This window comes from Pseudomonas coleopterorum (assembly GCF_900105555.1).
Taxonomy (GTDB): Bacteria; Pseudomonadota; Gammaproteobacteria; order Pseudomonadales; family Pseudomonadaceae; genus Aquipseudomonas; species Aquipseudomonas coleopterorum.
In genome coordinates this window covers 651,276-678,249 of sequence record NZ_FNTZ01000001.1, presented here as the reverse complement: position 1 = coordinate 678,249, position 26,974 = coordinate 651,276, and the positions used below count along the sequence as shown (strand labels likewise).

Genomic DNA, 26,974 nt, shown 5'->3' with positions numbered 1-26,974 from the left:
CATTGGCAGCCGATCAGTGGCCCGCAATGACCCTGGCCGCCTGTTGGATCTTTTGATGCAACAGGCACGCAACCGGCCGAGCGTTCCAATGTCCAAAGGCAGTTCAAGAAAAAGGAAATTTGCAGCGATGGCGTACTACCGAACCCCGCACGATGTGACTACCCTGCCCGCTTGGCAGGCGCTAACCCAGCACCGCGCTGCCATGCAAGACTTCAGCATGCGCGATGCCTTCAACGCCGACCCTCAGCGTTTCGAGCATTTCTCCCTGAGCGCCTGCGGCCTGTTCCTCGACTATTCGAAAAACCTGATCGACACGCAGACCCGCGACCTGCTGGTCGAGCTGGCCAACGAAGTGGATCTGCAAGGCGCCATCAAGGCTATGTTCGCCGGCGAGCTGCTCAATGCTTCCGAAGGTCGCCCGGCTCTGCACACCGCTCTGCGCCGTCCGGTAGGCGACAAGCTCAACGTCAATGGCGTCAACGTGATGCCGGACGTGCACAAGGTTCTCAACCAGATCACCGAGCTGGTCACGCGCATCCATGACGGCCTGTGGCGCGGCTATACCGAGAAGCCGATCACCGACGTGGTGAACATCGGTATCGGTGGCTCCTTCCTCGGCCCTGAGCTGGTGTCCGAAGCCCTCCTGCCATACGCGCAGAAAGGCGTGCGCTGTCATTACCTGGCCAACATCGACGGCAGCGAATTCCACGAGCTGTCGGCCAAGCTGCGTGCCGAGACGACCCTGTTCATCGTCTCCTCCAAGTCGTTCAGCACCCTGGAAACCTTGAAGAACGCCCAGGCCGCGCGGGGCTGGTACCTGGCACAGGGTGGTTCGGAAGCCGAGCTGTACCGTCACTTCATCGCCGTGTCGAGCAACAATGCCGCCGCTGTGGAGTTCGGTATCCGCGAGGAAAACATCTTCCCGATGTGGGACTGGGTGGGTGGGCGCTATTCGCTGTGGTCGGCCATCGGCTTGCCGATCGCCATGTCGATCGGCATGGCCAACTTCAAGGAGCTGCTGTCGGGCGCCTACACCATGGACCAGCATTTCCAGTCGGCACCGTTCGAACAGAACATGCCGGTGCTGCTGGCCCTGCTGGGCGTGTGGTACGGCAACTTCTGGGATGCCAAGAGCCACGCGATCCTGCCGTACGACCACTACCTGCGCAACATCACCAAGCACCTGCAGCAATTGGATATGGAATCCAACGGCAAGAGCGTACGCCAGGACGGCACGCCGGTGAACATCGACACCGGCCCGGTCATCTGGGGCGGCGTCGGCTGCAACGGTCAGCACGCCTATCACCAGCTGCTGCATCAAGGCACCCACATGATTCCGGCCGACTTCATCGTTCCGGTAGTGAGCTTCAACCCGGTTGCCGACCACCATCAGTGGCTGTTCGCCAACTGCCTGTCGCAGAGCCAGGCGCTGATGCTGGGCAAGAGCCGCAGCGAGTCGGAAGCCGAACTGCGCGAACGCGGCATGGCCGAGGAGGACGTGCAGAAGCTGGCGCCGCACAAGGTCATTCCCGGTAACCGTCCGAGCAACACCCTGGTGGTCGAGCGCATCAGCCCACGTCGCCTGGGCGCGCTGGTTGCAATGTATGAACACAAGGTGTTCGTGCAGAGCGTGCTGTGGGGCATCAATGCCTTCGATCAGTGGGGCGTGGAACTGGGCAAGGAACTGGGCAAGGGTGTCTACCAGCGTCTGATCGGTGAAAACGAAACGACTGCCGAAGATGCTTCGACCCAAGGCCTGATCAACTACTTCCGCGGCCGTCACCGCGGCTGACCCTCACACGGTCGCGACGCTGCTGGACAGCGCCGCGACCGTGCGATCCCTCGCGGCACCGGGCAATTGAGGTAGAATTGCCACCCTCCTTTTTTCGTCAGGCGCCGTGCATGCCCGCTTTGATCCAAGCGCTGCGCGCCGCCCTCGACGCTCGTTCGTCATTGCTCGACCCACTGCATGAACAGGGTACCGATTGCTATCGCCTGTTCCACGGCAGCCAAGAAGGCGCCGGTGGCCTGACCGTCGACCGCTATGGCCCACAGTTGCTGGTGCAAAGCTTCCACCAGACGCTGGAGCGTGAAGACCTGTTGGCCTTGCACGGTGCGGTCGAGCAGCATCTGCAGACACCGCTACTGCTGGTGTACAACGACCGGTCACGGGGCAATTCGCGGATTGATCGGGAAGACACGGTGTATCGCGCCGAAGACGCCGCGCTGGTGGATCTGGTTGGACGTGAATGGGGCCTGAACTATCGCGTGCGTGGCCGTCATCCTGGCCAGGACCCGTTGCTGTTTCTCGACCTGCGCAATGCGCGTGGCTGGGTCAAGCAGCACAGTGCCGGCAAAAGCGTGTTGAACCTGTTCGCCTACACCTGCGGCGTTGGCCTGAGTGCAGCGGCAGGCGGTGCCCGTGAGGTGTGCAACCTGGACTTTGCCGAAGGCAACCTGGCGGTCGGTGCCGAGAACGGAGCGCTGAACCCCGAGCTTGCGCCCATGCAGTTCATCCAGTCGGACTATTTCCCGGCCATACGCCAGTTGGCCGGGCTGCCGATCACCGCGCGCAGAGGCCAGAAGCTGCCAGCCTACCCGCGCTTGCCGCAGCGTCAGTACGACTTGGTCTTTCTCGATCCGCCAGCCTGGGCGAAAAGTGCATTCGGTACGGTCGATCTGCTGCGCGATTATCAGAGCCTGCTCAAACCAGCGATTCTCGCCACGGCCGAGAACGGTGTACTGGTCTGCTGCAACAACCTGGCGAAGGTCAACCTTGACGACTGGCGCGATCAGGTGCTGCGCTGCGCCGAGAAAGCCGGTCGACCTGTACGTGAATACTCGGTACTGGCCCCAGCCGCTGATTTTCCATCCAGCGACGGTCAGCCACCCTTGAAGACGCTGATCCTGAATTTCTAATTTTCCTACATCAACTGGTGAAAATTCCATGACTTACGCGGGCTGAGTCATAGGAACCACATTGACGTGCCATACTCCAAGCACCTCCGATCACGTCAGATGGCCCCATTTCCATGTCCAAAGGATTGAAACGCACTGCCGCCACCCTCGTGGCGCTGGTTGCGCTGTACGCGATGCTCGGTTTCCTGATCCTGCCCGGCGTAGCGCTGCGGGTAGCCAATCAGCAGCTAGCGGCCTACTCCACCGTGCCTGCACAGTTGCAGCGGCTGGAGTTCAATCCGTTCAGTCTCGAGCTGACCCTATGGGGGCTGAAGATCGGCGAGCCTGGCGCCGAACAGATCGGTTTCGAGCGGCTGTACGCCAACCTGCAAGTGGACAGCCTGTGGACCGGCGCCTTGCATCTGGTCGCAGTGGAACTGGACAGACCGCAGACTCAAGTACTGTTCGACAAAAGCGGTAAACTGAACCTGAGCGCTCTGTTCAAGCTTCCGGCCAGCGATACCGCTGCCGAGCAGGACGCGCCTTCCGAGCCCTTCGCCTTGCGCATCGGCAGCATCAAGCTGGTCGATGGGCGTTTGCATTTCAAGGATCTGCGCCCCAGCCAGCCCATCGAATTTCTATACGACTCGATGAATCTGGAGCTGCAGAACCTCAGCACGCTGCCAGACGATCATGCCGACATGACCCTGGTTGCCAACAGCCCTCAGGGCGGTCGTATCGACTGGCGTGGCCGGATCGGCCTGAGCCCGGTGTCGTCCCAGGGATCGCTGAAGGTGACCGATGCGCAGATGAGCGTCTGGTGGCCGTACGTGCGCGACAGCGTGCCGTTGGTTCTGGAAAAGGGCGTGTTCACCCTGAGTGCCGATTACAACCTCAATCTGGCCAAGCAGACCGAGCTGAAACTGGACAAGGTGGCCCTTAGCGTCGCGCCCTTCGCGATCGCAGCTCCCGATGGACGTCCCCTGGCTCGACTCGAGCGCCTGGACGTCAGCGACACGTCGGTCGACCTGGTCAAGCAACTGGTCAGTGTCGGTCGGATACGCAGTCACAAGCTGGAAACCTGGGCCGCCCGCGAGGCGGATGGGCAGCTCGACTGGCAGAAACTGTTCGCCAGCTCGGCACCACAGCAGCCAGCACCCAAAGAGCCGACAAGTTCGCCGGCCAAGCCCTGGCAGGTGCTGCTCAAGGATGTCCAGCTGCGTGACTACCAGGTGCATCTGGCCGACCGTGTGCCTACCGATGAGGTCGCCGTGGACGTGGGTCCACTCAACCTGGACCTGCATGACTTCGACAGCCTCAACGGCGCGCCCTTCACCCTCAAGCTCGATACCGGCCTGGGCAAGCAAGGTCGTGTACAGGCCAGCGGCGAGGTCAGTCTGGCGCCGGTTGCTGCCCGCATGAAGGTCAGCACTCAGGACATCGACCTGCGTATCGCGCAGGCCTACATCAGTCCGCTGATTCGTCTGGAACTGCGCAGCGGCATGCTCGACAGCGATCTCGATGTGCAACTGACCGGCACCGAACCCCTAGCCATGACCGTATCCGGTCGCGCCGAAGTCGATCAATTGCACACGCTCGATACGCTCAAGGAGCGCGACTTCGTCAAATGGCAGCACCTGACCCTGACCGGTCTGGAGTATCGCCACGGCGATCGCCTGGACATCGAACGGGTCCAGCTGCAGCAGCCGTATGCGCGCTTCATGATCAACGAGGACCGCACCACCAATATCGACGACCTGCTGATTCCGCAACCGGCGCAGCCCGCCGAGCCGGCCCGGGCTGGCAAACCGGCCAATGCGGAAACGCCACTGGGCATCCGCATCGGCGCCGTGGACATCGACAACGGCTCGGCCAACTTCGCCGACTTCAGCCTGACGCCCAACTTCGCCACCGCCGTCCAGCAACTCAACGGGCGCATCGGCACCATCGACAACCGCCAGGCCAAACCTGCGCGCATCGACATCCAGGGCAAGGTCGATCGCTATGCGCCGGTGACCATTTCCGGTGCGCTGAACCCTTTCGATCCGATGGCCAGCTTGGACATCACCACCAGCTTCAAGCGCGTGGAGCTGACCACGCTGACGCCCTACTCCGGCAAGTTCGCCGGTTATCGCATTCGCAAGGGCCGTCTGAATCTTGACCTGCACTACCTGATCACCAAAGGCCAGCTCAAGGCGGAAAACAAGCTGCTGGTGGAACAGCTGCAGTTGGGTGACAAGGTCGACAGCCCCGATGCGGTGGATCTGCCGTTGCGGCTGGCGATTGCGCTGCTCAAGGACTCCGAGGGCAAGATCGCCATCGAACTGCCGGTGAGTGGCGACCTCAACAGCCCCCAGTTCAGCGTCATGCCGATCGTCTGGCAGACCCTGCGCAATCTCATGGTCCGCGCCGCGCAGGCACCGTTCAAGTTCATTGGCGGGCTGGTCAGTGGTGGTGGGTCGCAGGATCTGAGCACCGTGTCGTTCCGCCCAGGCTCCGATGAGCTCAGTGCCGAGGCGCAAGCGGCGCTGATGAAGCTGGCAACCGCCTTGAAGGAACGTCCGATGCTGCGCCTGGAAATCGAAGGCACCAGCGCCCAGGCCAGCGACGGCCCGCTCATCGCTCAACAGCGGCTGGAGCGCGAGTACCAGAGCACCTACTATAAGATGGCTCAGCGCCGCGGCGACAAGGTCCCGGCCACGGCTGCAGAGATGCAGGTGCCCGAAGACGACAAACCGCCGATGCTCGAAGCCATCTACCGCACGCGACTCAAAGGCCAGCCGCCGGCGGAATGGCAACAGCTGGACAGCAAAACACGCGCCGACAAGTTGCGTGAAGCAGTGCTCAAGTCGTGGGCGTCGAACAACGCGTTGCTGCGCCAGCTGGGTCAGGCGCGCGCGGGCAGCATCAAGGACTTTCTGGTCGACAAGGGCCAACTGGCTGACGAGCGCGTGTACTTCATCGATGCGGCCCTGGGTCAGGCTGAAAAAGACGGACGCATCATCACCCCACTGCATCTGGATGCCGAATGAACAAGTTGATTTGGATGAGCTGCGCGCCTTTGTTGCTGGCGCTGTGCGACACGGCGGGCGCCGCCTCGACGATGCGCTGCGGCAGCACTCTGGTGTCGCTGAATGATCGTACGGTTCAGGTCGAGCAGAAGTGTGGTGCTCCCGCCAGCAAGGCACAGACGGGCTATGAGCGCTCGGGCCCGATCAATCGGCGCGTTGAACTGCCCATCGAAGAATGGGTGTACGGACCGTCCAACGGCATGAGTCAGTACTTGAAGTTCGTCGGTAGCCGTCTGGTGGAGATCGAGAGCAGCCGTAACTGATTCGGCCCTGATTGGTACCCAATTCGCGGGCATAAAAAAGCCCCGGCGCAGCACGCCGGGGCTTTAAGTGGCCACATCCCTGTGGCCTTCGCATGAAACTTACTCGGCTTTCAGGCCATCGGCGGAAACAGCTTTCACGCCTTTGATTGCCTTGGTGATACGCACGGCAGTAGCCTTCTGTGCTTCGGTCACAGCAACGGTCGACGACAGGGAAACCACGCCTTTGTTGGTTTCTACCTTGATGTCGGTGCCTGGAATGCCTTTCTCGGTGACCAGATCGGATTTGACCTTGGTGGTGATCCAAGTGTCGGAAGTTGCTTCTTTGGCGTGAGTAACTTCACCAGCAGCAACCACCATAGGAGCCTGGGTGGACTGTTGAGCGAAAGCGGCGTTGGCCATGGTCAGGGTCAGCGCGGTAGCAGTAGCGGCAGCAATAGCGAACTTCTTCATACGATTCACTCCTGTTTTTTGAAAAGGTCTGCGACCATTTAATGTCTTGGTGGCAGGTGACAGGGATGTTGCAGGCGTCATGCCAACCTGCTTCGCTCTGCAAAATCCTTAATAATCAATGACTTATAATTATGCGAAAACCGCACTATCGTGCAGTTTGCACGCTCGTACAGTTTTTTGCGTGCAAGTTGCAAGTCCGCAAAAGTTCCCTGCTCACTTCAATCACTCAACTGCACAGCTTTCGGCGTTCTAACCGCTACTTAGTGAACTCTAGGCGAAAAAAAAGAGCCCCGAAGGGCTCTTTCTTCACACCTGCGGGTTTAGACGCCCGAGGCCTTTGCAGCAGCAACGTCCTTGATGGACAGCTTGATACGGCCGCGGTTGTCCACGTCCAGCACCAGTACTTCGACTTCCTGACCTTCTTTGAGGATGTCGGTCACTTTCTCTACGCGAGCATCGCTGAGCATGGAGATGTGAACCAGACCGTCCTTGCCCGGCAGGATGTTGACGAATGCACCGAAGTCGACGATGCGCTCGACCTTGCCGACGTAGATCTTGCCGATCTCGGCTTCTGCGGTGATGCCCAGAACGCGCTGACGCGCAGCTTCAGCGGCTTCCTTGGACTCGCCGAAGATCTTGATCGAGCCGTCGTCTTCGATGTCGATCGAAGCCTTGGTTTCCTCGCAGATGGCACGGATGGTTGCGCCACCCTTGCCGATCACGTCGCGGATCTTGTCGGTGTCGATCTTCATGGCGATCATGGTCGGAGCGTTTTCCGACAGCTCGGTACGCGAGGTACCGATGATCTGGTTCATCTGACCGAGGATGTTCAGGCGCGCTTCAAGGGCCTGGCCCAGGGCGATTTCCATGATCTCTTCGGTGATGCCGTTGATCTTGATGTCCATCTGCAGCGCGGTAACGCCCTTGGCGGTACCGGCGACCTTGAAGTCCATGTCGCCCAAGTGGTCTTCGTCACCCAGGATGTCGGTGAGGATGGCGAACTTCTCGCCTTCCTTGACCAGACCCATGGCGATACCGGCCACCGGCGCCTTCATCGGCACACCAGCGTCCATCAGGGCCAGGGAGGCACCGCAGACCGACGCCATGGAGCTGGAACCGTTGGACTCGGTGATTTCCGATACCACGCGGATGGTGTACGGGAACACATCGGCGGCGGGCAGCATGGCCTGTACCGAACGACGGGCCAGACGGCCGTGACCGATTTCGCGACGGCCTGCACCGCCCATGCGACCACACTCGCCCACCGAGAACGGAGGGAAGTTGTAGTGCAGCATGAAGGGGTCTTTCTTCTCGCCTTCCAGGGTGTCCAGCAACTGTGCGTCGCGGGCGGTGCCCAGAGTCGCGACGACCAGCGCCTGGGTTTCACCACGGGTGAACAGGGCCGAACCGTGGGTCTTGGGCAGTACACCGACTTCGATGTTCAACGGACGCACGGTCTTGGTGTCGCGACCGTCGATGCGTGGCTTGCCGTTGACGATGTTTTCGCGAACGGTGCGGTACTCGATCTCGCCGAAGATTTCCTTCACTTCGGCTGCGGTCGGCTGACCTTCTTCGCCGGAGAACTTGGCAATTACCTGTTCACGCAGCTCGCCCAGCTTGGCGTAGCGATCGGCCTTGACGGTGATGGTGTAGGCCTGGGAAACGGCGTCGCCGAATTCGCCACGGATCGCGCCGAGCAGCTCGGTGTTCCAGGCTTTCGGCGTCCAGCTCCAGGTAGGCTTGGCGGCTTCGGCAGCCAGCTCGCCAACGGCCTTGATGACCGACTGGAACTCGTCGTGGGCGAACAGCACAGCGCCCAGCATCTGGTCTTCGGTCAGCTCTTTGGCTTCCGATTCAACCATCAGCACGGCGTCTTTGGTACCGGCCACGACCATGTCCAGGCTCGACGCCTGCTGCTGCTCGTAGGTCGGGTTCAGCAGGTAGCCAGTGCTCTCGTGGAAAGCCACGCGCGCAGCGCCGATCGGACCATCGAACGGAATGCCGGAAATGGCCAGGGCTGCCGAGGTACCGATCATCGCAGCGATGTCCGGATCGGTTTTCTTGCTGGTGGAAACGACGGTGCAGACGACCTGCACTTCGTTCATGAAGCCTTCTGGGAACAGGGGGCGGATCGGGCGATCGATCAAACGCGAAGTCAGGGTTTCTTTTTCGGAAGGACGGCCTTCACGCTTGAAGAAACCACCGGGGATCTTGCCGGCAGCGTAGGTCTTTTCCTGGTAGTGCACGGACAGCGGGAAAAAGCCTTTGCCTGGATCGGCTTGCTTGGCACCTACCACGGTAACCAGCACGGTCACGTCGTTATCGACGGTGACCAGTACGGCGCCGGAGGCTTGACGGGCAATGCGGCCCGTTTCGAGGGTTACGGTCGATTGACCGAATTGAAACGTCTTGATTACCGGGTTCACGGTTTCCTACCTTCTGTTGGCTCTTGGGGGAACTGGTTTCTTGCGAAATTCTTGGGCAGAGCGGGGAATCGGCCCCGTTGACCGTCCAGATACAACTTGAGGCTGGGAGCCTGCCCGCCCCTGCGAGAAACCCGCTGGGGTACGACAGACAACCAACCTCAGGATTGCGCGTGGCGCCCTCGCAGGCCCGAGCTTGTGCCCAGGCCTGCGAACATGGCGAACCACGCTTGTCACCGCGTGTCGAGCCGCTATTAGCGACGCAGACCCAGACGACCGATCAGGGCGCTGTAACGGGTGACGTCCTTGCCCTTCAGGTAGTCCAGCAGCTTGCGGCGCTGGTTGACCATGCGGATCAGACCACGACGCGAGTGGTGGTCTTTGCCGTTGGCCTTGAAGTGACCCTGCAGCTTGTTGATGTTGTGCGTCAGCAGTGCAACCTGCACTTCTGGCGAACCGGTATCACCAACGGCTTGCTGGTAGTCGGCAACGATTTGAGCTTTGTCTTCAACGCTAAGAGCCATGAGGCATCTCCACTATCAAGGGCACTGCATGCAGTGTCCAACAGGCCAGGGCAGAACCCTGTATTCATGAGAAGAGGTGCGACCGTGCCTGTTGACAGCCGTCCTCGACCAGCCGTCACGAACACCGTGACGACCGGGATCGGTCATTCCGACCGAATCAAGCGACGCGGCGCAATGCGCCCGTCTTCGCTCACTTCACCGATACCGATGAAGCGACCATTGTGATCCTGTACCCGCACCATGCCGAACTTGGGGGCTTCCGGAGCCCTTACCGGCTGGCCATGAAGCCAGTAGAACGCACTGTGCTCCGAGAATTGCAGCAGTGGCCAATCCTGCAGGCCGCTGTCCGATGGCAGCAGAAACTTGTCCACCGCCTCGTTTCCGCCCTCGGCATGCACCGCTTCAAGCTCTTCGAGCGTCACGGTTTGCGCCAGGCTGAACGGGCCCGCCTGGGTCCGACGCAGCTCGGCGACGTACGCACCACACCCCAACGCCTCGCCGATGTCCTCGACCAGGGTCCGAATGTAGGTGCCTTTGCTGCAGTCCACGGCGAACCGCGCGGTGGTCTGCTCGCAGCCAAGCAATTCGAGCCGCGCAATAGTAACAGAACGCGGCTCGCGCTCCACTACTTCACCGGCACGCGCCAGTTTGTAGAGCGGCTGGCCGTCACGCTTGAGCGCCGAGTACATCGGCGGTACCTGGCTGATCTGCCCGCGGAATCGAGGCAACACGGCTTCGATGTCGGACTGACCGACGGTCACCTCGCGGGTCTGCAGAACCTCGCCCTCGGCATCGGCCGTGGTCGTGGTCTTGCCCAACTGGGCCAATGTCTCATAGCCCTTGTCGGAGTCGAGCAGGTACTGGGAGAATTTGGTCGCCTCGCCAAAGCACAGCGGCAGCACGCCGGTAGCCAAGGGGTCGAGACTGCCGGTATGACCGGCCTTCTCGGCATTGAGCAGCCAGCGCACTTTCTGCAAAGCGGCGTTGGAAGTGAACCCCAGTGGCTTGTCCAGCAGGATGATGCCACTGACGTTGCGACGGATACGCTTGACCTGAGCCACCGGGATTACTCCTTGGACTCTTCGGCCGAATCGTCTGCGTGATGCTGGCTGTCTTCGGCCACGGCACGCTCGATCAACGCTGACAGATGAGCGCCACGGCTCACGCTTTCGTCGTAGTGGAAATGCAGTTGCGGCACGCTGCGCAACTTCATTTCCTTGGCCAACTGCATGCGCAGGAAGCCGGCGGCCGAGTTCAGCACCTTGATGCTCTGGGCGATATCGGCAGCGCTGTCCTGACCCATGACGGTGATGAACACCTTGGCATGGCCGACATCGCGGCTGACTTCCACCGCCGTGATGGTGACCAGGCCGACGCGTGGATCCTTGACTTCGCGACGGATCAGTTGCGCCAGCTCGCGCTGCATCTGATCGCCGATGCGCTGGGTACGGCTGTATTCTTTTGCCATGTTTCATTACCTGTAACTAGAGCGGCAAACGCCCGATCAGGCTGGGCCGGATCGGGCGTTGCGTTTAGAACCTGCCCGGCGATGGCCGGACCGGTTCCTGGAGGTCGCGGCTTAGAGGGTACGAGCCACTTGGACTTTCTCGAAGACTTCGATCTTGTCACCGACCTTGACGTCGTTGTAGCTCTTGACGCCGATACCGCATTCCATGCCGGCACGCACTTCGGACGCATCGTCCTTGAAGCGACGCAGCGATTCCAGCTCGCCTTCGAAGATCACGATGTCTTCGCGCAGTACACGGATCGGACGGTTGCGGAAGACCACACCCTCGATGACCATGCAGCCGGCGATCGCACCGAACTTCGGCGAACGGAACACGTCACGCACTTCGGCGATACCCAGGATGTTCTCGCGAACATCGCTGCCGAGCATACCGGTCAGGGCTTTCTTGACGTCTTCGATGATGTCGTAGATCACGTTGTAGTAACGCATATCCAGACCTTCCTGCTCGACGATCTTGCGCGCGCCGGCATCGGCCCGCACGTTGAAGCCGAACAGTACCGCTGTCGAAGCCAGGGCCAGGTTGGCATCGGATTCGGTGATACCACCGACGCCGCCACCGACCACACGCACCTGCACTTCGTCGTTGCCCAGGCCGTTCAAGGCGCCCTGCAACGCTTCCAGCGATCCACGGACGTCGGATTTGAGGACGATGTTGAGCGTCTTCTTCTCTTCCTGACCCATGTTCTCGAAGATGTTTTCCAGCTTGCCGGCGTGAGCACGGGCCAGCTTGACTTCGCGGAACTTGCCTTGACGGAACAGAGCCACTTCACGGGCTTTCTTCTCGTCGGCAACCACGCTCATCTCGTCGCCAGCATCCGGGGTACCGTCAAGGCCCAGGATCTCGACCGGGATGGCCGGACCGGCTTCCTTGATCGGCTTGCCGTTCTCGTCGAGCATGGCCCGTACACGGCCGTAGTTCGAACCGACCAGCACCATGTCGCCCTGACGCAGCGTACCGTCCTGAACCAGCACGGTGGCTACCGGACCGCGGCCCTTGTCCAGGCGCGATTCGACGACCACACCACGGCCAGGAGCCGAAGGCGTTGCGGTCAATTCCAGTACTTCAGCCTGCAGCAACACAGCTTCGAGCAATTCGTCGACGCCCGTACCTTGCTTGGCCGAAACCGGTACGAACGGGGTGTCGCCGCCCCACTCTTCGGAAGTCACACCGTGAACCGACAGCTCGCTGCGGATACGGTCCAGGTCGGCACCTGGCTTGTCGATCTTGTTCACCGCGACCACCAGTGGCACGCCAGCGGCTTTCGCATGCTGAACGGCTTCGATGGTTTGCGGCATCACGCCGTCGTCCGCCGCGACCACCAGGATCACGATGTCCGTCGCCTTGGCACCACGGGCACGCATCGCGGTAAACGCGGCGTGGCCCGGGGTGTCGAGGAAGGTGACCATGCCGCGCTCGGTTTCAACGTGGTAGGCACCGATGTGCTGAGTGATGCCGCCGGCTTCACCAGCAGCGACCTTGGCACGACGAATGTAGTCGAGCAGCGAGGTCTTGCCGTGGTCAACGTGGCCCATGACGGTCACGACCGGAGCACGAGCGAAGGCTTCACCTTCGAACTTCAGCGATTCGGCCAGGGAATCTTCCAGAGCGGTGTCGCTGACCAGGGTCACCTTGTGGCCCAGCTCCTCGGCAACCAGCTGAGCAGTTTCCTGATCCAGCACCTGGTTGATGGTGGCCGGAGTGCCCAGCTTGAACATGAACTTGATGATCTCGGCAGCCTTGACCGACATCTGCGCAGCGAGATCGCCGACAGAGATGGTCTCGCCGATTTTCACGTCACGCACCAGAGGACCGGTAGGGCTCTGGAAGCCGTGGGCGTTGCGCTTCTTCAGCTTGCCCTTGCCACGACCGCCACGACGGAAGCCATCGCTTTCTTCGTCGGTGGTACGAGGCGCGGCGCGCGGAGTCGGAGCCTTCTCCTTGACGGTGGCACGGTGAGGCTGGTTCTTGCGCTCGCCATCACTGTTGCCACTGCCGCTGCGACGGTCGTCGTTGCGCGGCTTGTCGGGGCGACGGGGCTCTTCCTTCTTGCGCTCGGGCGCCGGTGCCGGAGCAACGGCAGCCACATCGACGCTCGGCGCCGATGGAGCTGGCGCCGGTGCGGCAGGGGCGTCCGCCTGAACGGTGCTGCCAGGCTGCTTGCGTGCTTCTTCTTCGGCACGCGAACGGGCTTCCTGCTCAGCCTTCTGACGGGCAGCATTTTCCGCTGCGCGACGCTCTTCGAGCTCACGCTTCTGCTCGGCCTGGATTTCTTCCGGGCTGCGCTGAACGAATACTTTCTTCTTGCGTACTTCTACGCTGATGCTCTTGCTACCGGCCACACGCAGGGTGCTTTGGGTCTTGCGCTGCAAGGTAATCTTGCGCGGTTCTTCCGCTTTCGCCTTGTGGCTGCTTTTCAAATGAGCCAGCAGAGCCTGCTTCTCATTGTCGGTCACAACTTGTCCGGCGTCGGTGTGCGGCAGACCTGCCTCACGCATCTGCTGAAGCAGGCGCTCTACCGGTGCGGCGACCTCTTGGGCCAATTCTTTCACCGTGACTTGCGTCATGCACTTCTCTCCTCAGGCCGCGCCAATTACTCGAACCAATGGGCTCGGGCGGCCATGATCAACTTGCCGGCACGATCTTGGTCAATGCCGTCGATGTCGAGCAGGTCGTCAATCGACTGCTCGGCCAGGTCTTCGCGGGTAACTACGCCGCGCACCGCCAGTTCCATCGCCAAATCCTTGTCCATACCCTCAAGCGAGAGCAGGTCTTCGGCCGGATGGGCGTCTGCCAGCTTTTCCTCTGTAGCGATGGCTTTGGTCAACAAGCGATCCTTGGCCCGAGCGCGAAGCTCGTTGACGATATCTTCGTCAAAGCCGTCGATGTTGAGCATCTCTTCCAACGGTACGTAGGCAATCTCTTCCAGGCTTGTGAAACCTTCGTCAACCAGTACCTGGGCCAGTTCTTCATCGACTTCCAGCTCGTCGATGAAGTTGCGCAGGATGTCACCGGTTTCCGCTTGCTGCTTGGCCTGGATGTCCGATTCGGTCATCACGTTCAGTGTCCAGCCGGTCAACTGGCTGGCCAGACGCACGTTCTGACCGCCACGACCGATGGCCTGAGCCAGGTTGTCGGCGCCCACGGCGATGTCCATGGCATGGGCGTCTTCGTCGACGATGATGGCCGCGACTTCCGCCGGGGACATGGCATTGATGACGAACTGTGCCGGGTTATCGTCCCAGAGGACGATGTCGACGCGCTCGCCGCCCAACTCGCCGGACACAGCCTGCACACGCGATCCGCGCATGCCGATACAGGCACCCTGCGGGTCGATGCGCTTGTCCTTGGAGCGAACGGCGATCTTGGCGCGCGAACCCGGATCACGGGATGCGGCCATGACTTCAATGAGGCCTTCAGCGATTTCCGGCACTTCGATGCGGAACAGCTCGATGAGCATTTCCGGGGCGGTGCGCGAAAGAATCAGTTGAGGACCACGGTTTTCGGTACGGATTTCCTTGAGCAGTGCACGCAAGCGCACACCGACACGGAAGGTTTCCCGCGAAATGATATCTTCCCGAGCCAACAGGGCCTCGGCGTTGTTGCCCAGGTCGACGATGACATTGTCACGGGTCACTTTCTTGACCGTACCCGAGATGATCTCGCCCAGACGTTCGCGGTAAGCGTCGACCACCTGGGCGCGCTCGGCTTCGCGAACTTTCTGCACGATGACCTGCTTGGCAGTCTGTGCAGCGATACGACCGAACTCGATGGAGTCGATCTTCTCTTCGATGACATCACCCACCTTGGCTTCGGGATGGGTCAATACAACCTTGCTCGGCCAGGTTTCGATGGCCGGATCGTCCAGATCGGCTTCCTCGACGACCGTCCAGCGACGGAAGGTTTCATAGGAGCCGGTGTGGCGATTGATTTCCACGCGAAGATCCACTTCGTCTTCGAAGCGTTTCTTGGTCGCGGTCGCCAGAGCAATCTCCAGCGCTTCGAATATTACGCCTGCCGGTACACCCTTTTCATTGGATACCGACTCAACAACCAGCAGTACTTCTTTGCTCATCGTACGCCTCGCCTTTCGCAAGCCATTGGATCCGCGGGACCCGCAGTATCTGGCACGTCTCAGTCAAAACTGGGAATGATATTGGCCTTGTCGATCGAATCGATCGGCAGCAGGAATTCGTGTTCGTCTACTCGAATCACGACATCCTGGCCCTCCACACCGTGGAGAAGGCCCTGAAAGTTGCGACGTCCTTCGAAAGGCGCGCGCAGCTTTATCTTTACTTGTGCTCCGGCGTACGCTGCAAACTGTTCGATGGTGAACAGCGGGCGTTCCATGCCTGGAGAAGAAACTTCAAGGGTGTATTCAACCGTGATGGGATCTTCGACATCCAGCACACCACTGAGCTGGCGGCTGACGATGGCGCAGTCGTCCACCAGCACGCCGCCCTCTTTATCGATATAGACACGCAAAAGTGAATGGCGGCCTTGAGCCGAAAACTCAATACCCCAGCATTCATAGCCTAGGGCCACGACCACCGGGGCCAACAAGGCCTGCAACTGTTCTAGCTTGCTCGACACCTGAACCCCCTCGTGCATGCTGTGCAAATAAAAAATGGGCGAAGCGCCCATCCCGGATACGCCGTTGAATACCGGCGCTAAGAACTGTCCAGCTAACAAAAAGCCCCTTTGAAAAGGGGCCTTGCTAAAACTGGTTGCGGGAGCTGGATTTGAACCAACGACCTTCGGGTTATGAGCCCGACGAGCTACCAGACTGCTCCATCCCGCGACAAAGCTGGGGCGAAAGTATACGACCGAACCCGTTTTGGGTCAATCCAAGCTTCCACCGACAAGAAAGCCCGCAACAGCGGGCTCTCCTGATTACTAATTGGTACCGAGAAGGGGACTCGAACCCCTACACCCTATGGGCACAACCACCTCAAGGTTGCGTGTCTACCAATTCCACCACCTCGGCAATACAACGTTTGAAACCCTTACCGCTTTTGTAACCCTGATGCCCTTTCGAGAATCATTTTTGCTCTTGAGCCTGAGGAACGTCAGCAGCAGGAGCCGCATCGGTCTTTTGCTCTTGAAGCACCGGAACATCATCTGTAGCCGGCTTCTGCCGTGGTGCTTCGATAACCGCTGGATCTGGCAAACCTACTTGAGTCAGCTGTTGAGCTTTCTCTTTAGCAAAGTAACCTAACCCCAAGCTGGTTATGAAGAAACAGGCGGCAAGTATAGCAGTAAACTTACTAAGAAAGGTAGAGGAACCTTGGCTTCCGAAGACAGTATTTGATGCACCTGCCCCGAACGACGCGCCAGCGTCCGCACCTTTACCCTGTTGCAGCAAAACCAGAGCGACGACGCTCAGGGCACCCAACAGATGAAGAACGACTACGACTGTTTCCAGCATTTTCTCAGTTTCCCGCGGCGCGACAGATCGCACCGAAATCATCTGCATTCAGGGAAGCACCACCAATCAGGCCCCCATCGATATCCGGCATGCCGAACAGTTCGGCCGCATTGGCCGCTTTGACGCTACCGCCGTACAACAGCCGCACAGCTTGTGCGACCTTGGCATCTTCTGCCGTCAACTGGGCGCGGATGGCAGCGTGCACATCCTGAGCCTGTTGCGGCGTGGCCGTCAGCCCGGTGCCAATGGCCCAGACCGGTTCGTAGGCGATCACTGCACGGGTGAACGCTTCGATACCCAGGGCTGTAACCACACTGCCCAGCTGACGACCTACAATATCCAATGTCTGACCGGCTTCGCGCTCTTCCAGGGTTTCCCCTATGCACAGCACTGGCGTCAGGCCGGCCGCTTGCGCGGCGCGGAATTTCTCGATCAGCTGCTGTTCACCTTCGCCGATGACCTGGCGACGCTCGGAATGGCCGATCAGTACCAGTGAACACCCGGCATCGACCAACTGGCTCGAAGCCGTTTCACCGGTCAGCGCACCCTGCCCGGCCTGAACCGCGCAGTTTTGAGCACCGACGGCGATCTTGCTCCCCTGCAGACCCTCGACCACACGGTCGATGAACAGCAGAGGTGGGAACACCGCAACCTCGACAGAGTCGGGCAAGGACTGATCAGACAGACCCTTGATCAGCTCAGCGACGCTGGCGCGGGTACCATGCATTTTCCAGTTACCAGCTACCATGGGGCGACGCATGCTGTACCTCGTCGATCAAAGTGGGCGCAGATGTTACCCAACGCAACGTTCACTGGCAAGCCGTATTCAGGCGCAAACTTCACTCACCAGTCTGGCAAGCTCATCGGCATAGCCACGCACGACCTTTTCGTCGTCGCCTTCGACCATTACCCGCACCAACGGCTCGGTACCGGACTTGCGCAACAGCACCCGCCCACGGCCACCCATGGCCTGGGTGACGCGCTCGCACGCCTCCTTGACCGACGGATGCTCGACCGGATTGACGTCGCCACCGGCGAAGCGCACGTTGACCAATACCTGAGGGCACTTGCGCAGCCCTTGGCGGGCATGGGCAAGGGTTTCATCACGACGCTTGAGGGCCAGCAGCACCTGCAACGCAGCAATGATCGCGTCACCCGTGGTGGTGTGATGGCAGCACACGATGTGCCCGGAATTCTCGCCGCCCAGCTGCCAATCACGCTCCTTGAGCTCGGCCATGACGTAGCGGTCACCGACGCTGGCGCGTACGAAAGGGATGGAGAGATCCTTGAAGGCCAACTCCAGCCCCAGGTTGCTCATCAGCGTCCCCACAACGCCGCCATGCAGCTTGCCGCGCTCCTGAAGGTCGCGGGCGATGATGAACAGCAGGTCGTCGCCATCGACGATGGCGCCGGTATGGTCGACCATCAGGACGCGGTCGCCGTCACCGTCGAACGCGATGCCCAGGTCCGCGTGCCCGATCAGCACGGCAGCCTGCAGCGCTTCCATGTGAGTGGAGCCACAGTTGTCGTTGATGTTCAGGCCGTCGGGCGCTGCGGACAGCACCGTGACCTGTGCACCCAGCTCGCGAAAGACGTTGGGGGCAACTTTGTAAGTGGCGCCATGCGCACAATCGATCACCAGTTTGAGACCGGCGAAATCGGTGGTGGTAGGCACACTGCTCTTGCAGAATTCGATGTAGCGGCCAGCGGCATCGTTGATGCGTGAAACCTTGCCCAGCTTGCTGGACTCGGCCACGGTCATGGGTGCATCCATGAGCTCTTCGATCATCGATTCGACTTCGTCAGGCAGTTTGGTGCCCTGACCGGAGAAGAACTTGATGCCGTTATCATCGTGCGGATTGTGCGAGGCGCTGATGACGATACCGGCCTCGGCGTGGAACGTGCGCGTCAGGTAGGCAATGGCAGGCGTTGGCATCGGGCCAAGCAGCAGCACGTCGGCGCCAGCCGCTGACAAGCCGGCCTCCAGCGCGGACTCGAACATGTAGCCGGAGATGCGCGTGTCCTTGCCGACCAGTACGCGGCAGGCGCCCATCTTGCGGAAAGCCATGCCCGCCGCCCAGCCCAGCTTGAGCATGAAGTCAGGGGTGATCGGGTACTCGCCGACACGGCCACGAATGCCGTCGGTGCCAAAATATTTCCTGCTCATAAGTACTCCGTAATTCTTATTCGGCCGCTTCAACGGCGGCGATCATCCGAACGACATCGATCGTTTCGGCCACATCGTGGACGCGCAGGATCTTTGCCCCCTTGGTCATCGCCAGGGCAGCCAGGGCCAAGCTGCCGTTGAGGCGCTCGGTCACGGGCTTGTTCAGGGCCAGGCCAACCATGCTCTTGCGCGAAACGCCCACCAGCAAGGGCCGCCCGAGCGCATGCAGTGCCTGCATATGCTTGAACAGGCTCAGGTTGTGCGCATGCGATTTGGCGAAGCCGAAGCCTGGGTCGAGGAGTATACGCTCAGCCGGGATGCCTGCCGAAGCGCAGGCTTGCATTCGTTCGAGCAAAAAGCTCGACACCTCGCCCAACAGGTCGTCGTAATGGGGATGATCCTGCATGGTGCCAGGCTCGCCCTGCATGTGCATCAGGCAAACCGGCAGGCCGGTGGCCGCCGCAGCGTCCAGCGCGCCGTCACGGCGTAGCGCACGCACATCGTTGATCAGGCCAGCGCCAAGCCGTGCACTTTCGCGCATGACGGCCGGAGTGGACGTGTCCACCGAAATGATCACATCGAGTTCGCGGCTGATCGCTTCGACCAATGGCGCGACACGCTCCAGCTCTTCGACCACGGAGACCGGGCGAGCACCCGGACGTGTCGACTCGCCACCGATGTCGATGAGGGTCGCACCCGCCTCGACCATTGCCTGCGCATGACGCAGGGCAAGATCGCGCTGGTTGAACCGGCCGCCATCGGAGAAAGAGTCGGGAGTGATATTGAGGATACCCATGACGTGCGTCTGAGTCAGATCGAGAACTCGGTTGCCGCAAGGCAACCGAGTGGGGTATTGCGAAGGGGTCATGTCAAACCTTAGGTATCAAGCGCGAGACGTCTGTTTCAGACTTCGGCCGCTGGACCACCGATGGGTGTCTCAGGACGCGGATCCGGTGCGATGGTGGTGCCCGAAGGACCCGAACCACCACCAGACCAGTCGCGAGGCTCACGTGGCGTACGGCCGGCCATGATGTCGTCGATCTGATCGGCATCGATCGTTTCGTACTTCATCAGTGCATCTGCCATCGCGTCCAGCTTGTCTCGGTTGTCAGTGAGGATCTGCTTGGCCGTGCCGTAGCACTGGTCAATGATGCTGCGCACTTCGGAGTCGATCACCTTGGCGGTCTCACCCGATACGGCTGCTGCGCCACCGCCGCCGCCACGACCCAGGTAGCCCTGGTCTTCGTCTTCGGCGTAGAGCAATGGGCCGAGTTTCTCCGACAGGCCCCACTTGGTGACCATGTTCCGGGCGATCTGGCTGGCACGCATGATGTCGTTGGAGGCACCGGTGGTGACGCCATCGAAGCCCAAGGTCATCTCTTCGGCGATACGGCCGCCATACAGCGAGCAGATCTGGCTGATCAGCGCACGCTTGGAGAGGCTGTAGCGATCCTCTTCAGGCAGGAACATGGTTACACCCAGGGCACGACCACGGGGAATGATCGAGACCTTGTAGACCGGATCGTGCTCCGGCACGACGCGACCAACGATGGCGTGGCCCGCTTCGTGATAGGCAGTGTTCTGCTTTTCCTTCTCGGACATGACCATGGTCTTGCGCTCGGCGCCCATCATGATCTTGTCCTTGGCGAGTTCGAACTCTTTCATCTCGACAAGGCGCTTGCCATTACGGGCAGCGAACAGAGAGGCCTCGTTGACCAGGTTGGCCAGGTCGGCACCGGAGAAGCCTGGCGTGCCGCGAGCGATGACAGCAGGGTTCACGTCGTCGCCCAAAGGCGCTTTCTTCATGTGGACCTTGAGGATCTGCTCGCGCCCACGGATGTCCGGCAGCCCTACCACGACCTGACGGTCGAAGCGGCCTGGACGCAGCAGCGCAGGGTCGAGTACGTCAGGACGGTTGGTCGCAGCAATGACGATGATGCCGTCATTCATTTCGAAACCGTCCATCTCGACCAGCAACTGGTTGAGCGTCTGCTCGCGTTCGTCGTGACCGCCACCCATGCCAGCGCCACGATGACGACCCACGGCATCGATTTCGTCGATGAAGATGATGCAAGGCGCATGCTTCTTGGCTTGCTCGAACATGTCGCGCACACGACTGGCACCGACGCCGACGAACATCTCGACGAAGTCCGAACCGGAAATGGTGAAGAACGGAACCTTGGCTTCACCGGCGATGGCCTTGGCCAGCAAGGTCTTACCGGTACCGGGCGGGCCGACCATCAGCACGCCACGAGGGATACGACCGCCCAGGCGCTGGAACTTGCCTGGGTCGCGCAGGAACTCGACCAGCTCGCCAACTTCTTCCTTGGCTTCGTCGCAACCGGCGACGTCAGCCAGGGTGGTCTTGACCTGATCTTCGGACAGCAAGCGCGCCTTGCTCTTGCCGAAACTCATCGGGCCGCCCTTGCCGCCTGCCCCGCCCTGCATCTGGCGCATGAAGAACATGAACACCGCGATGATCACCAGGATCGGGAAGCTGGCCACCAGGAGCTGGGTCCAGATGCTTTGCTGTTCAGGCTGCTTGCCTTCGACCACGACCTTGTTGTCCACCAGATCGCCGATCAGGCCGTTATCCTGGATGGCCGGGCGGATGGTCTTGAAGGCATCGCCGTCAGTGCGTTTGCCGGTGATGACATAGCCATCGACCGCAACGCGTTCGACCTTGCCGTCCTTCACCTGCTGGATGAAGTCGGAATAGTTGAGGGTCTGCGGCTCGTTGGGGCTGGAGAAGTTGTTCATGACCGTCACCAGGACGGCGGCGATGATCAACCACAGGATCAGATTCTTTGCCATATCGTTCAATTCGCTACCCTCTGAAGCCTGCTACCCGCAACCCGCGCAGGCGTGCTTCGCATGATGTTCACCGGCCAAACTTACTACATTGCCTGCGGCTCCGCAGGCGGCGTCTGTAACCTTTTGTGAAACTTTGACTGCGTAATCTTCGTTTATGCTCAGCATGCCGCGCCATTTAATAAAAGCTATCGACAGCCTCAGACCTCTTGGTCCGGCTTTTCCACACCCTTGAAACCGCGGGCCAGCAGGTACTGCTCGCGGGAGCGGTCACGGGACGAGGAAGGCTTGCGCATCTGTACCTTCTCGAACATGTGCCGAACGGTCTTGTGATACACGTCGAAGCCTTCACCCTGGAAGACCTTGATCAGGAAATCACCGCCCGGACGCAGGACCCGGCTGGCCAGGTCGAGCGCCAGCTCGCAGAGAAACATCGCACGAGGCATGTCGACTGCGGCCAGTCCACTCATATTGGGGGCCATATCGGAAATCACAAGGTCGACTTCCGAATTGCCGACGGCTGCCAGGATCTGCGCCAACACCGCGTCTTCGGTGAAATCGCCCTGAATGAAGGTGACATCGGCGATGCTGTCCATTTCCAGGATGTCGGACGCAATAAGGCGACCCTGGCCACCAATCAGACGACTGGTCACCTGGGACCAGCCTCCGGGCGCTGCGCCCAGGTCGATGACGCTCATGCCGGGACGGATCAGGCGGTCGCGTTCCTGTATTTCCAGCAACTTGTAGCTTGCACGCGAACGATACCCGTCTTTCTGCGCCATTTTGACGTAGGGATCGTTGAAGTGTTCTTTCAGCCAATTGAGGCTTGTCTTGGAACGGGCCACGGGGCACCTCGAATAACGGGTCGTGATTAACTGGGCGGAGCCGAGGGCGCTCGGGTAAACTGGCCGCCGCTTTTTACAAGATCAGATGAAGGGTCAGATTATGCCGCTCACTCAGGAGCAGAAGAAACAGTACAAATCGATTGGTCACCATCTCAAGCCGGTTTTGATGGTTGCCGACAACGGTTTGACTGAAGGTGTTTTAGCAGAATTCGAACGCGCCTTGAGCGATCACGAGCTGATCAAGATCAAACTCAACATCCTCGACCGCGAACAACGCCTGCAAGCCGTTGCCGAACTGTGCAAGGTCGGCCGTGCCGATCTGGTCCAGGTCATCGGCAAGATGGCACTGGTTTACCGCAAGAACCCGCAAGTGAACAAGCAGCTGTCGAACGTGCATCGATTCCGCTGATGCTCATGCCGATCCTCAAGGTCGCGCCCTGCGCGCCCTCGAGGGCACCGGCTGCACCACGAGCACCAAGCCGGTAACGCCCGCCACCAGATAGCACAACAACTGCCAGCGCACTGCATCGGCCAGCATCCAGGCCACGGCGAAATACGCCGCGCACGCCACCAATACCGCCCACAACAGCTGCCCGCGCGCGTCGCGCACAAGGCACGCCGCACCCTGCAGTCGTGCCAGCAACAGCAGTTGCAGCACCGCGCAGAAACCGGCGAACCCCATCAGCATGGAGCCTGTCTGGCTGCCGATATCTTCCACCAGCAGTGGCGCGAGGCCTACCTTGACCAGCGCTGGCAGCACACCGAAATGCAGCATCCACAGGCCACCGACCCAAAGCGTCTGGGTCAGTTGCCAGATGACGGCGCTCACCTGCCGGGACTGCGGCCGATCAAATGTGGGCGACTTCGACAATCTCGTACTCGATCACGCCACCGGGCGTCTTCACGGTGACCACATCGCCCTCTTCCTTGGCGATCAGGGCACGTGCGATGGGCGAGCCATGGGATAGCTTGCCGCCCTTGATGTCGGCCTCGTCCTCTCCCACGATCTTGTACTTCACGCGCTCGTCGGTATCGACATTGGCGATTTCCACGGTCGTGCCGAAGATCACCTTGCCGGTTTTCGGAATCGTGGTGACGTCGATCACCACAGCATTCTGCAAACGGCCTTCGATGTCGCGGATACGTGCCTCGACCATGCCCTGCTCCTCGCGGGCGGCATGGTATTCGGCGTTTTCCTTGAGGTCGCCCAATTCGCGCGCCTCACCGATGGCCTGACTCAAGCGCGGACGCTCGGTCTTGCTTAGAAACTCGTGTTCTACCTCCAGGGCGCGATGGCCCTGGACAGTCATTGGATATTTGATCATGCGTTGAGTCCTGCGTGGAGATCCTGCAAACGGCGCACGGTCTTTTCTGGACCGAACTTCAGCGCTTCACAGATCGCTTCGCCAGCGGCAATGGTCGTGGTGCAGTAGATCTTGTGCTGCAAGGCGTTGCGACGGATCGAGTAAGAATCGGCGATCGATTGACGACCTTCGGTGGTGTTGATGATCAAGGTGACTTCGTCGTTCTTGATCATGTCGACCACGTGCGGACGGCCCTCGGTCACCTTGTTCACGCGACGTACTTTCAACCCGGCTTCTTCAATGACGCGCGCGGTGCCTGCGGTGGCGACCACTTCGAAGCCCAGCGCGATCAGGTCGCGAGCGACGCCCGCCACCAGTGGCTTGTCGTCGTCGCGCACGCTGATGAACGCGGTGCCGCCGGTTGGCAATACTTCGCTGGCGCCCATCTGGGCCTTGGCGAAGGCTTCGCCGAAGGTGTCGCCGACGCCCATGACTTCACCGGTGGATTTCATTTCCGGGCCGAGGATCGGGTCGACGCCTGGGAACTTGGCGAACGGGAACACCGCTTCCTTGACGCTGTAGAAGTTGGGAATGATTTCCTGGGTGAAGCCGATTTCCTTCAGCGTCTTGCCGGCCATGACACGCGCCGCGATCATCGCCAGCGAGGTGCCGATGCACTTGGACACGAACGGCACGGTACGCGAGGCACGCGGGTTGACTTCGATCACATAGATCTTGTCGCCCTGCAAGGCCAGCTGCACGTTCATCAGACCGATGACACCCAGCTCCAGGGCCATCTTCTTGACCTGCTCGCGCACTTCGTCCTGCACGTGAGCCGGCAGCGAGTACGGTGGCAGCGAGCACGCCGAGTCACCGGAGTGAACGCCGGCCTGCTCGATGTGCTGCATGATCGCACCGATGACTACATCGGTCCCGTCGCACACCGCGTCAACGTCCATCTCGATGGCGCAGTTGAGGAAGTGGTCGAGCAGCACCGGGCTGTCGTTGGACACCTGCACGGCTTCACGCAGGTAGCGCTTGAGCTCGTCCAGTTCGTAGACGATTTCCATGGCACGGCCGCCCAGCACGTAGGAAGGACGCACGACCAGCGGATAACCGATGGTGCCGGCAGCACGAATGGCTTCTTCTTCGCTGCGCACAGTGGCGTTCGGCGGCTGCAGCAGGTTCAGGCGCTGGACCATCTGCTGGAAGCGCTCGCGGTCTTCGGCGCGGTCGATGGCGTCCGGGCTGGTGCCGATGATCGGCACGCCGGCTTCTTCCAGCGCGCGGGCCAGTTTCAGCGGGGTCTGGCCACCGTACTGGACGATGACACCCTTGGGCTTCTCGACGCGCACCACTTCCAGCACGTCTTCGAGCGTCAGCGGCTCGAAGTACAGACGGTCGGAGGTGTCGTAGTCGGTGGAGACGGTTTCCGGGTTGCAGTTGACCATGATGGTCTCGTACCCGTCGGCGCGCAGGGCCAGGGCCGCGTGAACGCAGCAGTAGTCGAACTCGATGCCCTGGCCGATACGGTTCGGACCACCGCCCAGGATCATGATCTTGTCACGGTCCGACGGGTTGGCTTCGCACTCTTCCTCGTACGTGGAGTACAGGTAGGCGGTGTCGGTGGCGAACTCGGCGGCGCAGGTGTCGACGCGCTTGTAGACCGGGAAGATTTCCAGCTTGTGGCGGTGGCGACGCAGGTTCTTGTCGGTGATGCCCAGCAGCTTGGCCAGTCGCTGATCGGAGAAGCCCTTGCGCTTGAGGCGGAACATCAAGGCCTTGTCGATATCGGCCAGACCCAGGGTCTTGACCTTCTCTTCCTCCTTGATCAGGTCTTCCATCTGCACCAGGAACCAGCGGTCGATCATGGTCAGGTCGAAGATGGCATCCACGCTCATGCCGGCGCGCATGGCGTCGGCGACGTACCAGATGCGCTCGGCGCCCGGCACGGTCAGTTCGCGCTTGAGGATGCCGCTGGCTTCAGGGCTGCTCAGGTCGACTTTCGGGTCCAGGCCGCAGACGCCCACTTCCAGGCCGCGCAAGGCTTTCTGCAGGGATTCCTGGAAGGTCCGGCCGATGGCCATGACTTCACCCACGGATTTCATCTGGGTGGTCAGGCGGGCGTCGGCCTTGGGGAATTTCTCGAAGGCGAAGCGCGGCAGCTTGGTGACGACGTAGTCGATCGACGGCTCGAAGGACGCCGGGGTCTTGCCGCCGGTGATGTCGTTCTGCAGTTCGTCGAGGGTGTAGCCGACGGCGAGCTTGGCTGCGACCTTGGCGATCGGGAAGCCGGTGGCTTTGGAGGCCAGCGCCGAGGAACGCGACACGCGCGGGTTCATCTCGATGACGACCATGCGGCCGGTGTTCGGGCAGATACCGAACTGCACGTTGGAACCACCGGTTTCCACACCGATCTCGCGAAGGACCGCCAGGGAGGCGTTGCGCAGGATCTGGTATTCCTTGTCGGTGAGGGTCTGCGCCGGTGCAACGGTGATCGAGTCACCGGTGTGCACGCCCATTGGGTCGAAGTTCTCGATCGAGCAGACGATGATGCAGTTGTCCTTTTTGTCGCGGACCACTTCCATCTCGTACTCTTTCCAGCCGATCAGCGATTCGTCGATCAGCAGTTCCTTGGTCGGCGACAGGTCCAGACCGCGGGCGCAGATTTCCTCGAATTCTTCACGGTTGTAGGCGATACCGCCGCCGGTGCCGCCCATGGTGAACGAAGGACGAATGATGCACGGGAAGCCGAGCTTCTCGAGTACTGCGTTGGCTTCTTCCATGCTGTGGGCGATGCCCGAGCGTGGGCAGGCCAGGCCAATGGATTTCATGGCCTTGTCGAAGCGCGAACGGTCTTCGGCCTTGTCGATGGTGTCGGCGTTGGCACCGATCATTTCCACGCCGAACTTGGCCAGCACGCCTTCGCGCTCCAGGTCCAGGGCGCAGTTCAGGGCAGTCTGGCCACCCATGGTCGGCAGCACGGCGTCCGGACGCTCCTTCTCGATGATCTTGGCCACGGTCTGCCATTTGATCGGTTCGATGTAGGTGGCGTCGGCCATGTCCGGGTCGGTCATGATGGTGGCCGGGTTGGAGTTGACCAGGATGACGCGGTAGCCCTCTTCGCGCAGGGCCTTGCAGGCCTGGGCGCCGGAGTAGTCGAATTCGCAGGCCTGGCCGATGACGATCGGGCCGGCACCAAGAATCAGGATGCTTTTCAAGTCTGTACGTTTTGGCATGGTTCTCACTCAATTGCGCAGTTCA

Annotated in this window: 22 protein-coding genes and 2 tRNA genes; 5 read left to right on the top strand and 19 right to left on the bottom strand. The window is 60.7% G+C overall.

Features of this window, described 5'->3' with window-relative positions:
- Nucleotides 1-127: 127 nt before the first annotated feature.
- The 4 genes from pgi to BLV18_RS02925 all read left to right on the top strand — a co-directional run bounded on the left by pgi (nt 128) and on the right by BLV18_RS02925 (nt 6,232).
- Complete coding sequence (gene pgi / locus BLV18_RS02940; protein ID WP_090356231.1) at nt 128-1,792, top strand: glucose-6-phosphate isomerase; 1,665 nt, start codon at nt 128-130, stop codon at nt 1,790-1,792.
- Nucleotides 1,793-1,902: 110 nt separating this feature from the next.
- The gene (locus tag BLV18_RS02935) at nt 1,903-2,919 is read left to right on the top strand and encodes a class I SAM-dependent rRNA methyltransferase (protein ID WP_090356227.1); all 1,017 of its coding nucleotides are present in this window, start codon (nt 1,903-1,905) and stop codon (nt 2,917-2,919) included.
- A gap of 113 nt (nt 2,920-3,032) precedes the next feature.
- The gene (locus BLV18_RS02930; protein WP_090356225.1) at nt 3,033-5,930 is read left to right on the top strand and encodes a DUF748 domain-containing protein; all 2,898 of its coding nucleotides are present in this window, start codon (nt 3,033-3,035) and stop codon (nt 5,928-5,930) included.
- Nucleotides 5,927-6,232 (top strand): DUF2845 domain-containing protein, encoded by a 306-nt coding sequence (locus BLV18_RS02925; RefSeq protein ID WP_244156799.1) that lies wholly within the window; start codon nt 5,927-5,929, stop codon nt 6,230-6,232. Before BLV18_RS02930 ends, BLV18_RS02925 begins: the two co-directional genes overlap by 4 nt.
- Nucleotides 6,233-6,331: 99 nt before the next feature.
- On the opposite strand, the gene BLV18_RS02920 is transcribed toward BLV18_RS02925, so the two are convergent.
- The 16 genes from BLV18_RS02920 to rlmE all read right to left on the bottom strand — a co-directional run bounded on the left by BLV18_RS02920 (nt 6,332) and on the right by rlmE (nt 22,406).
- On the bottom strand, nt 6,332-6,682 hold the full coding sequence (locus tag BLV18_RS02920; protein ID WP_043190755.1) for a BON domain-containing protein: 351 nt from the start codon (nt 6,680-6,682) through the stop codon (nt 6,332-6,334).
- Between the two features lie 320 nt (nt 6,683-7,002).
- Nucleotides 7,003-9,108: a polyribonucleotide nucleotidyltransferase gene (gene pnp, locus BLV18_RS02915; protein WP_049858673.1), complete on the bottom strand. Its 2,106-nt coding sequence runs from the start codon at nt 9,106-9,108 to the stop codon at nt 7,003-7,005.
- A gap of 251 nt (nt 9,109-9,359) precedes the next feature.
- Complete coding sequence (gene rpsO, locus BLV18_RS02910; protein WP_043190760.1) at nt 9,360-9,629, bottom strand: 30S ribosomal protein S15; 270 nt, start codon at nt 9,627-9,629, stop codon at nt 9,360-9,362.
- Between the two features lie 143 nt (nt 9,630-9,772).
- Nucleotides 9,773-10,690: a tRNA pseudouridine(55) synthase TruB gene (gene truB, locus BLV18_RS02905; protein ID WP_049858672.1), complete on the bottom strand. Its 918-nt coding sequence runs from the start codon at nt 10,688-10,690 to the stop codon at nt 9,773-9,775.
- Nucleotides 10,691-10,695: 5 nt separating this feature from the next.
- Nucleotides 10,696-11,097: a 30S ribosome-binding factor RbfA gene (rbfA, locus tag BLV18_RS02900; RefSeq protein ID WP_049858671.1), complete on the bottom strand. Its 402-nt coding sequence runs from the start codon at nt 11,095-11,097 to the stop codon at nt 10,696-10,698.
- Between the two features lie 111 nt (nt 11,098-11,208).
- Nucleotides 11,209-13,722 (bottom strand): translation initiation factor IF-2, encoded by a 2,514-nt coding sequence (infB, locus tag BLV18_RS02895; RefSeq protein WP_056845242.1) that lies wholly within the window; start codon nt 13,720-13,722, stop codon nt 11,209-11,211.
- Nucleotides 13,723-13,748: 26 nt separating this feature from the next.
- The gene (gene nusA / locus BLV18_RS02890) at nt 13,749-15,230 is read right to left on the bottom strand and encodes a transcription termination factor NusA (protein ID WP_043190771.1); all 1,482 of its coding nucleotides are present in this window, start codon (nt 15,228-15,230) and stop codon (nt 13,749-13,751) included.
- Between the two features lie 59 nt (nt 15,231-15,289).
- Nucleotides 15,290-15,748 (bottom strand): ribosome maturation factor RimP, encoded by a 459-nt coding sequence (rimP, locus tag BLV18_RS02885; protein WP_167375975.1) that lies wholly within the window; start codon nt 15,746-15,748, stop codon nt 15,290-15,292.
- A gap of 131 nt (nt 15,749-15,879) precedes the next feature.
- Nucleotides 15,880-15,956 (bottom strand) — tRNA-Met (locus BLV18_RS02880).
- A gap of 100 nt (nt 15,957-16,056) precedes the next feature.
- Nucleotides 16,057-16,142 (bottom strand) — tRNA-Leu (locus tag BLV18_RS02875).
- 54 nt (nt 16,143-16,196) lie between these two features.
- Complete coding sequence (secG, locus tag BLV18_RS02870) at nt 16,197-16,583, bottom strand: preprotein translocase subunit SecG (protein WP_082223522.1); 387 nt, start codon at nt 16,581-16,583, stop codon at nt 16,197-16,199.
- A gap of 4 nt (nt 16,584-16,587) precedes the next feature.
- Nucleotides 16,588-17,343 (bottom strand): triose-phosphate isomerase, encoded by a 756-nt coding sequence (gene tpiA, locus BLV18_RS02865; protein WP_090356220.1) that lies wholly within the window; start codon nt 17,341-17,343, stop codon nt 16,588-16,590.
- Nucleotides 17,344-17,409: 66 nt separating this feature from the next.
- On the bottom strand, nt 17,410-18,750 hold the full coding sequence (gene glmM, locus BLV18_RS02860; RefSeq protein WP_049858668.1) for a phosphoglucosamine mutase: 1,341 nt from the start codon (nt 18,748-18,750) through the stop codon (nt 17,410-17,412).
- 16 nt (nt 18,751-18,766) lie between these two features.
- Nucleotides 18,767-19,618 (bottom strand): dihydropteroate synthase, encoded by an 852-nt coding sequence (gene folP / locus BLV18_RS02855; RefSeq protein ID WP_049858667.1) that lies wholly within the window; start codon nt 19,616-19,618, stop codon nt 18,767-18,769.
- 35 nt (nt 19,619-19,653) lie between these two features.
- Nucleotides 19,654-21,564 (bottom strand): ATP-dependent zinc metalloprotease FtsH, encoded by a 1,911-nt coding sequence (gene ftsH, locus BLV18_RS02850; protein ID WP_049858666.1) that lies wholly within the window; start codon nt 21,562-21,564, stop codon nt 19,654-19,656.
- Nucleotides 21,565-21,761: 197 nt separating this feature from the next.
- Nucleotides 21,762-22,406: a 23S rRNA (uridine(2552)-2'-O)-methyltransferase RlmE gene (gene rlmE / locus BLV18_RS02845; RefSeq protein WP_090356217.1), complete on the bottom strand. Its 645-nt coding sequence runs from the start codon at nt 22,404-22,406 to the stop codon at nt 21,762-21,764.
- Nucleotides 22,407-22,506: 100 nt separating this feature from the next.
- Between rlmE and BLV18_RS02840 the strand changes: the two genes are divergently transcribed.
- Entirely contained in the window at nt 22,507-22,815 is a 309-nt protein-coding gene (locus BLV18_RS02840) for a YhbY family RNA-binding protein (protein ID WP_049858703.1), read from the top strand.
- 15 nt (nt 22,816-22,830) lie between these two features.
- Here the strand turns inward: BLV18_RS02840 and BLV18_RS02835 are convergent, their stop codons facing one another.
- The 3 genes from BLV18_RS02835 to carB all read right to left on the bottom strand — a co-directional run bounded on the left by BLV18_RS02835 (nt 22,831) and on the right by carB (nt 26,949).
- Nucleotides 22,831-23,181 carry an MFS transporter gene (locus BLV18_RS02835; RefSeq protein ID WP_090361969.1) on the bottom strand — a complete coding sequence of 117 codons (351 nt, stop codon included), beginning with the start codon at nt 23,179-23,181 and terminating at the stop codon, nt 22,831-22,833.
- Between the two features lie 73 nt (nt 23,182-23,254).
- A complete protein-coding gene (gene greA / locus BLV18_RS02830) occupies nt 23,255-23,731 on the bottom strand; it encodes a transcription elongation factor GreA (RefSeq protein WP_090356213.1) in 477 nt (158 codons plus the stop codon).
- Nucleotides 23,728-26,949: a carbamoyl-phosphate synthase large subunit gene (gene carB / locus BLV18_RS02825; protein WP_049858663.1), complete on the bottom strand. Its 3,222-nt coding sequence runs from the start codon at nt 26,947-26,949 to the stop codon at nt 23,728-23,730. Before carB ends, greA begins: the two co-directional genes overlap by 4 nt.
- Nucleotides 26,950-26,974 lie beyond the last annotated feature (25 nt).

Bases quoted from the DNA above. Each gene is read 5' to 3' on its own strand.
- BLV18_RS02935 (WP_090356227.1), top strand. From the start codon at position 1,903: ATGCCCGCTTTGATCCAAGCGCTGCGCGCCGCCCTCGACGCTCGTTCG.
- nusA (WP_043190771.1), bottom strand. From the start codon at position 15,230: ATGAGCAAAGAAGTACTGCTGGTTGTTGAGTCGGTATCCAATGAAAAG.
- BLV18_RS02925 (WP_244156799.1), top strand. From the start codon at position 5,927: ATGAACAAGTTGATTTGGATGAGCTGCGCGCCTTTGTTGCTGGCGCTG.
- carB (WP_049858663.1), bottom strand. From the start codon at position 26,949: ATGCCAAAACGTACAGACTTGAAAAGCATCCTGATTCTTGGTGCCGGC.
- tpiA (WP_090356220.1), bottom strand. From the start codon at position 17,343: ATGCGTCGCCCCATGGTAGCTGGTAACTGGAAAATGCATGGTACCCGC.
- rpsO (WP_043190760.1), bottom strand. From the start codon at position 9,629: ATGGCTCTTAGCGTTGAAGACAAAGCTCAAATCGTTGCCGACTACCAG.
- BLV18_RS02930 (WP_090356225.1), top strand. From the start codon at position 3,033: ATGTCCAAAGGATTGAAACGCACTGCCGCCACCCTCGTGGCGCTGGTT.
- secG (WP_082223522.1), bottom strand. From the start codon at position 16,583: ATGCTGGAAACAGTCGTAGTCGTTCTTCATCTGTTGGGTGCCCTGAGC.
- BLV18_RS02835 (WP_090361969.1), bottom strand. From the start codon at position 23,181: ATGCTGCATTTCGGTGTGCTGCCAGCGCTGGTCAAGGTAGGCCTCGCG.
- greA (WP_090356213.1), bottom strand. From the start codon at position 23,731: ATGATCAAATATCCAATGACTGTCCAGGGCCATCGCGCCCTGGAGGTA.
- folP (WP_049858667.1), bottom strand. From the start codon at position 19,618: ATGACCCCTTCGCAATACCCCACTCGGTTGCCTTGCGGCAACCGAGTT.
- infB (WP_056845242.1), bottom strand. From the start codon at position 13,722: ATGACGCAAGTCACGGTGAAAGAATTGGCCCAAGAGGTCGCCGCACCG.
- ftsH (WP_049858666.1), bottom strand. From the start codon at position 21,564: ATGGCAAAGAATCTGATCCTGTGGTTGATCATCGCCGCCGTCCTGGTG.
- rbfA (WP_049858671.1), bottom strand. From the start codon at position 11,097: ATGGCAAAAGAATACAGCCGTACCCAGCGCATCGGCGATCAGATGCAG.
- BLV18_RS02840 (WP_049858703.1), top strand. From the start codon at position 22,507: ATGCCGCTCACTCAGGAGCAGAAGAAACAGTACAAATCGATTGGTCAC.
- pgi (WP_090356231.1), top strand. From the start codon at position 128: ATGGCGTACTACCGAACCCCGCACGATGTGACTACCCTGCCCGCTTGG.
- BLV18_RS02920 (WP_043190755.1), bottom strand. From the start codon at position 6,682: ATGAAGAAGTTCGCTATTGCTGCCGCTACTGCTACCGCGCTGACCCTG.
- glmM (WP_049858668.1), bottom strand. From the start codon at position 18,750: ATGAGCAGGAAATATTTTGGCACCGACGGCATTCGTGGCCGTGTCGGC.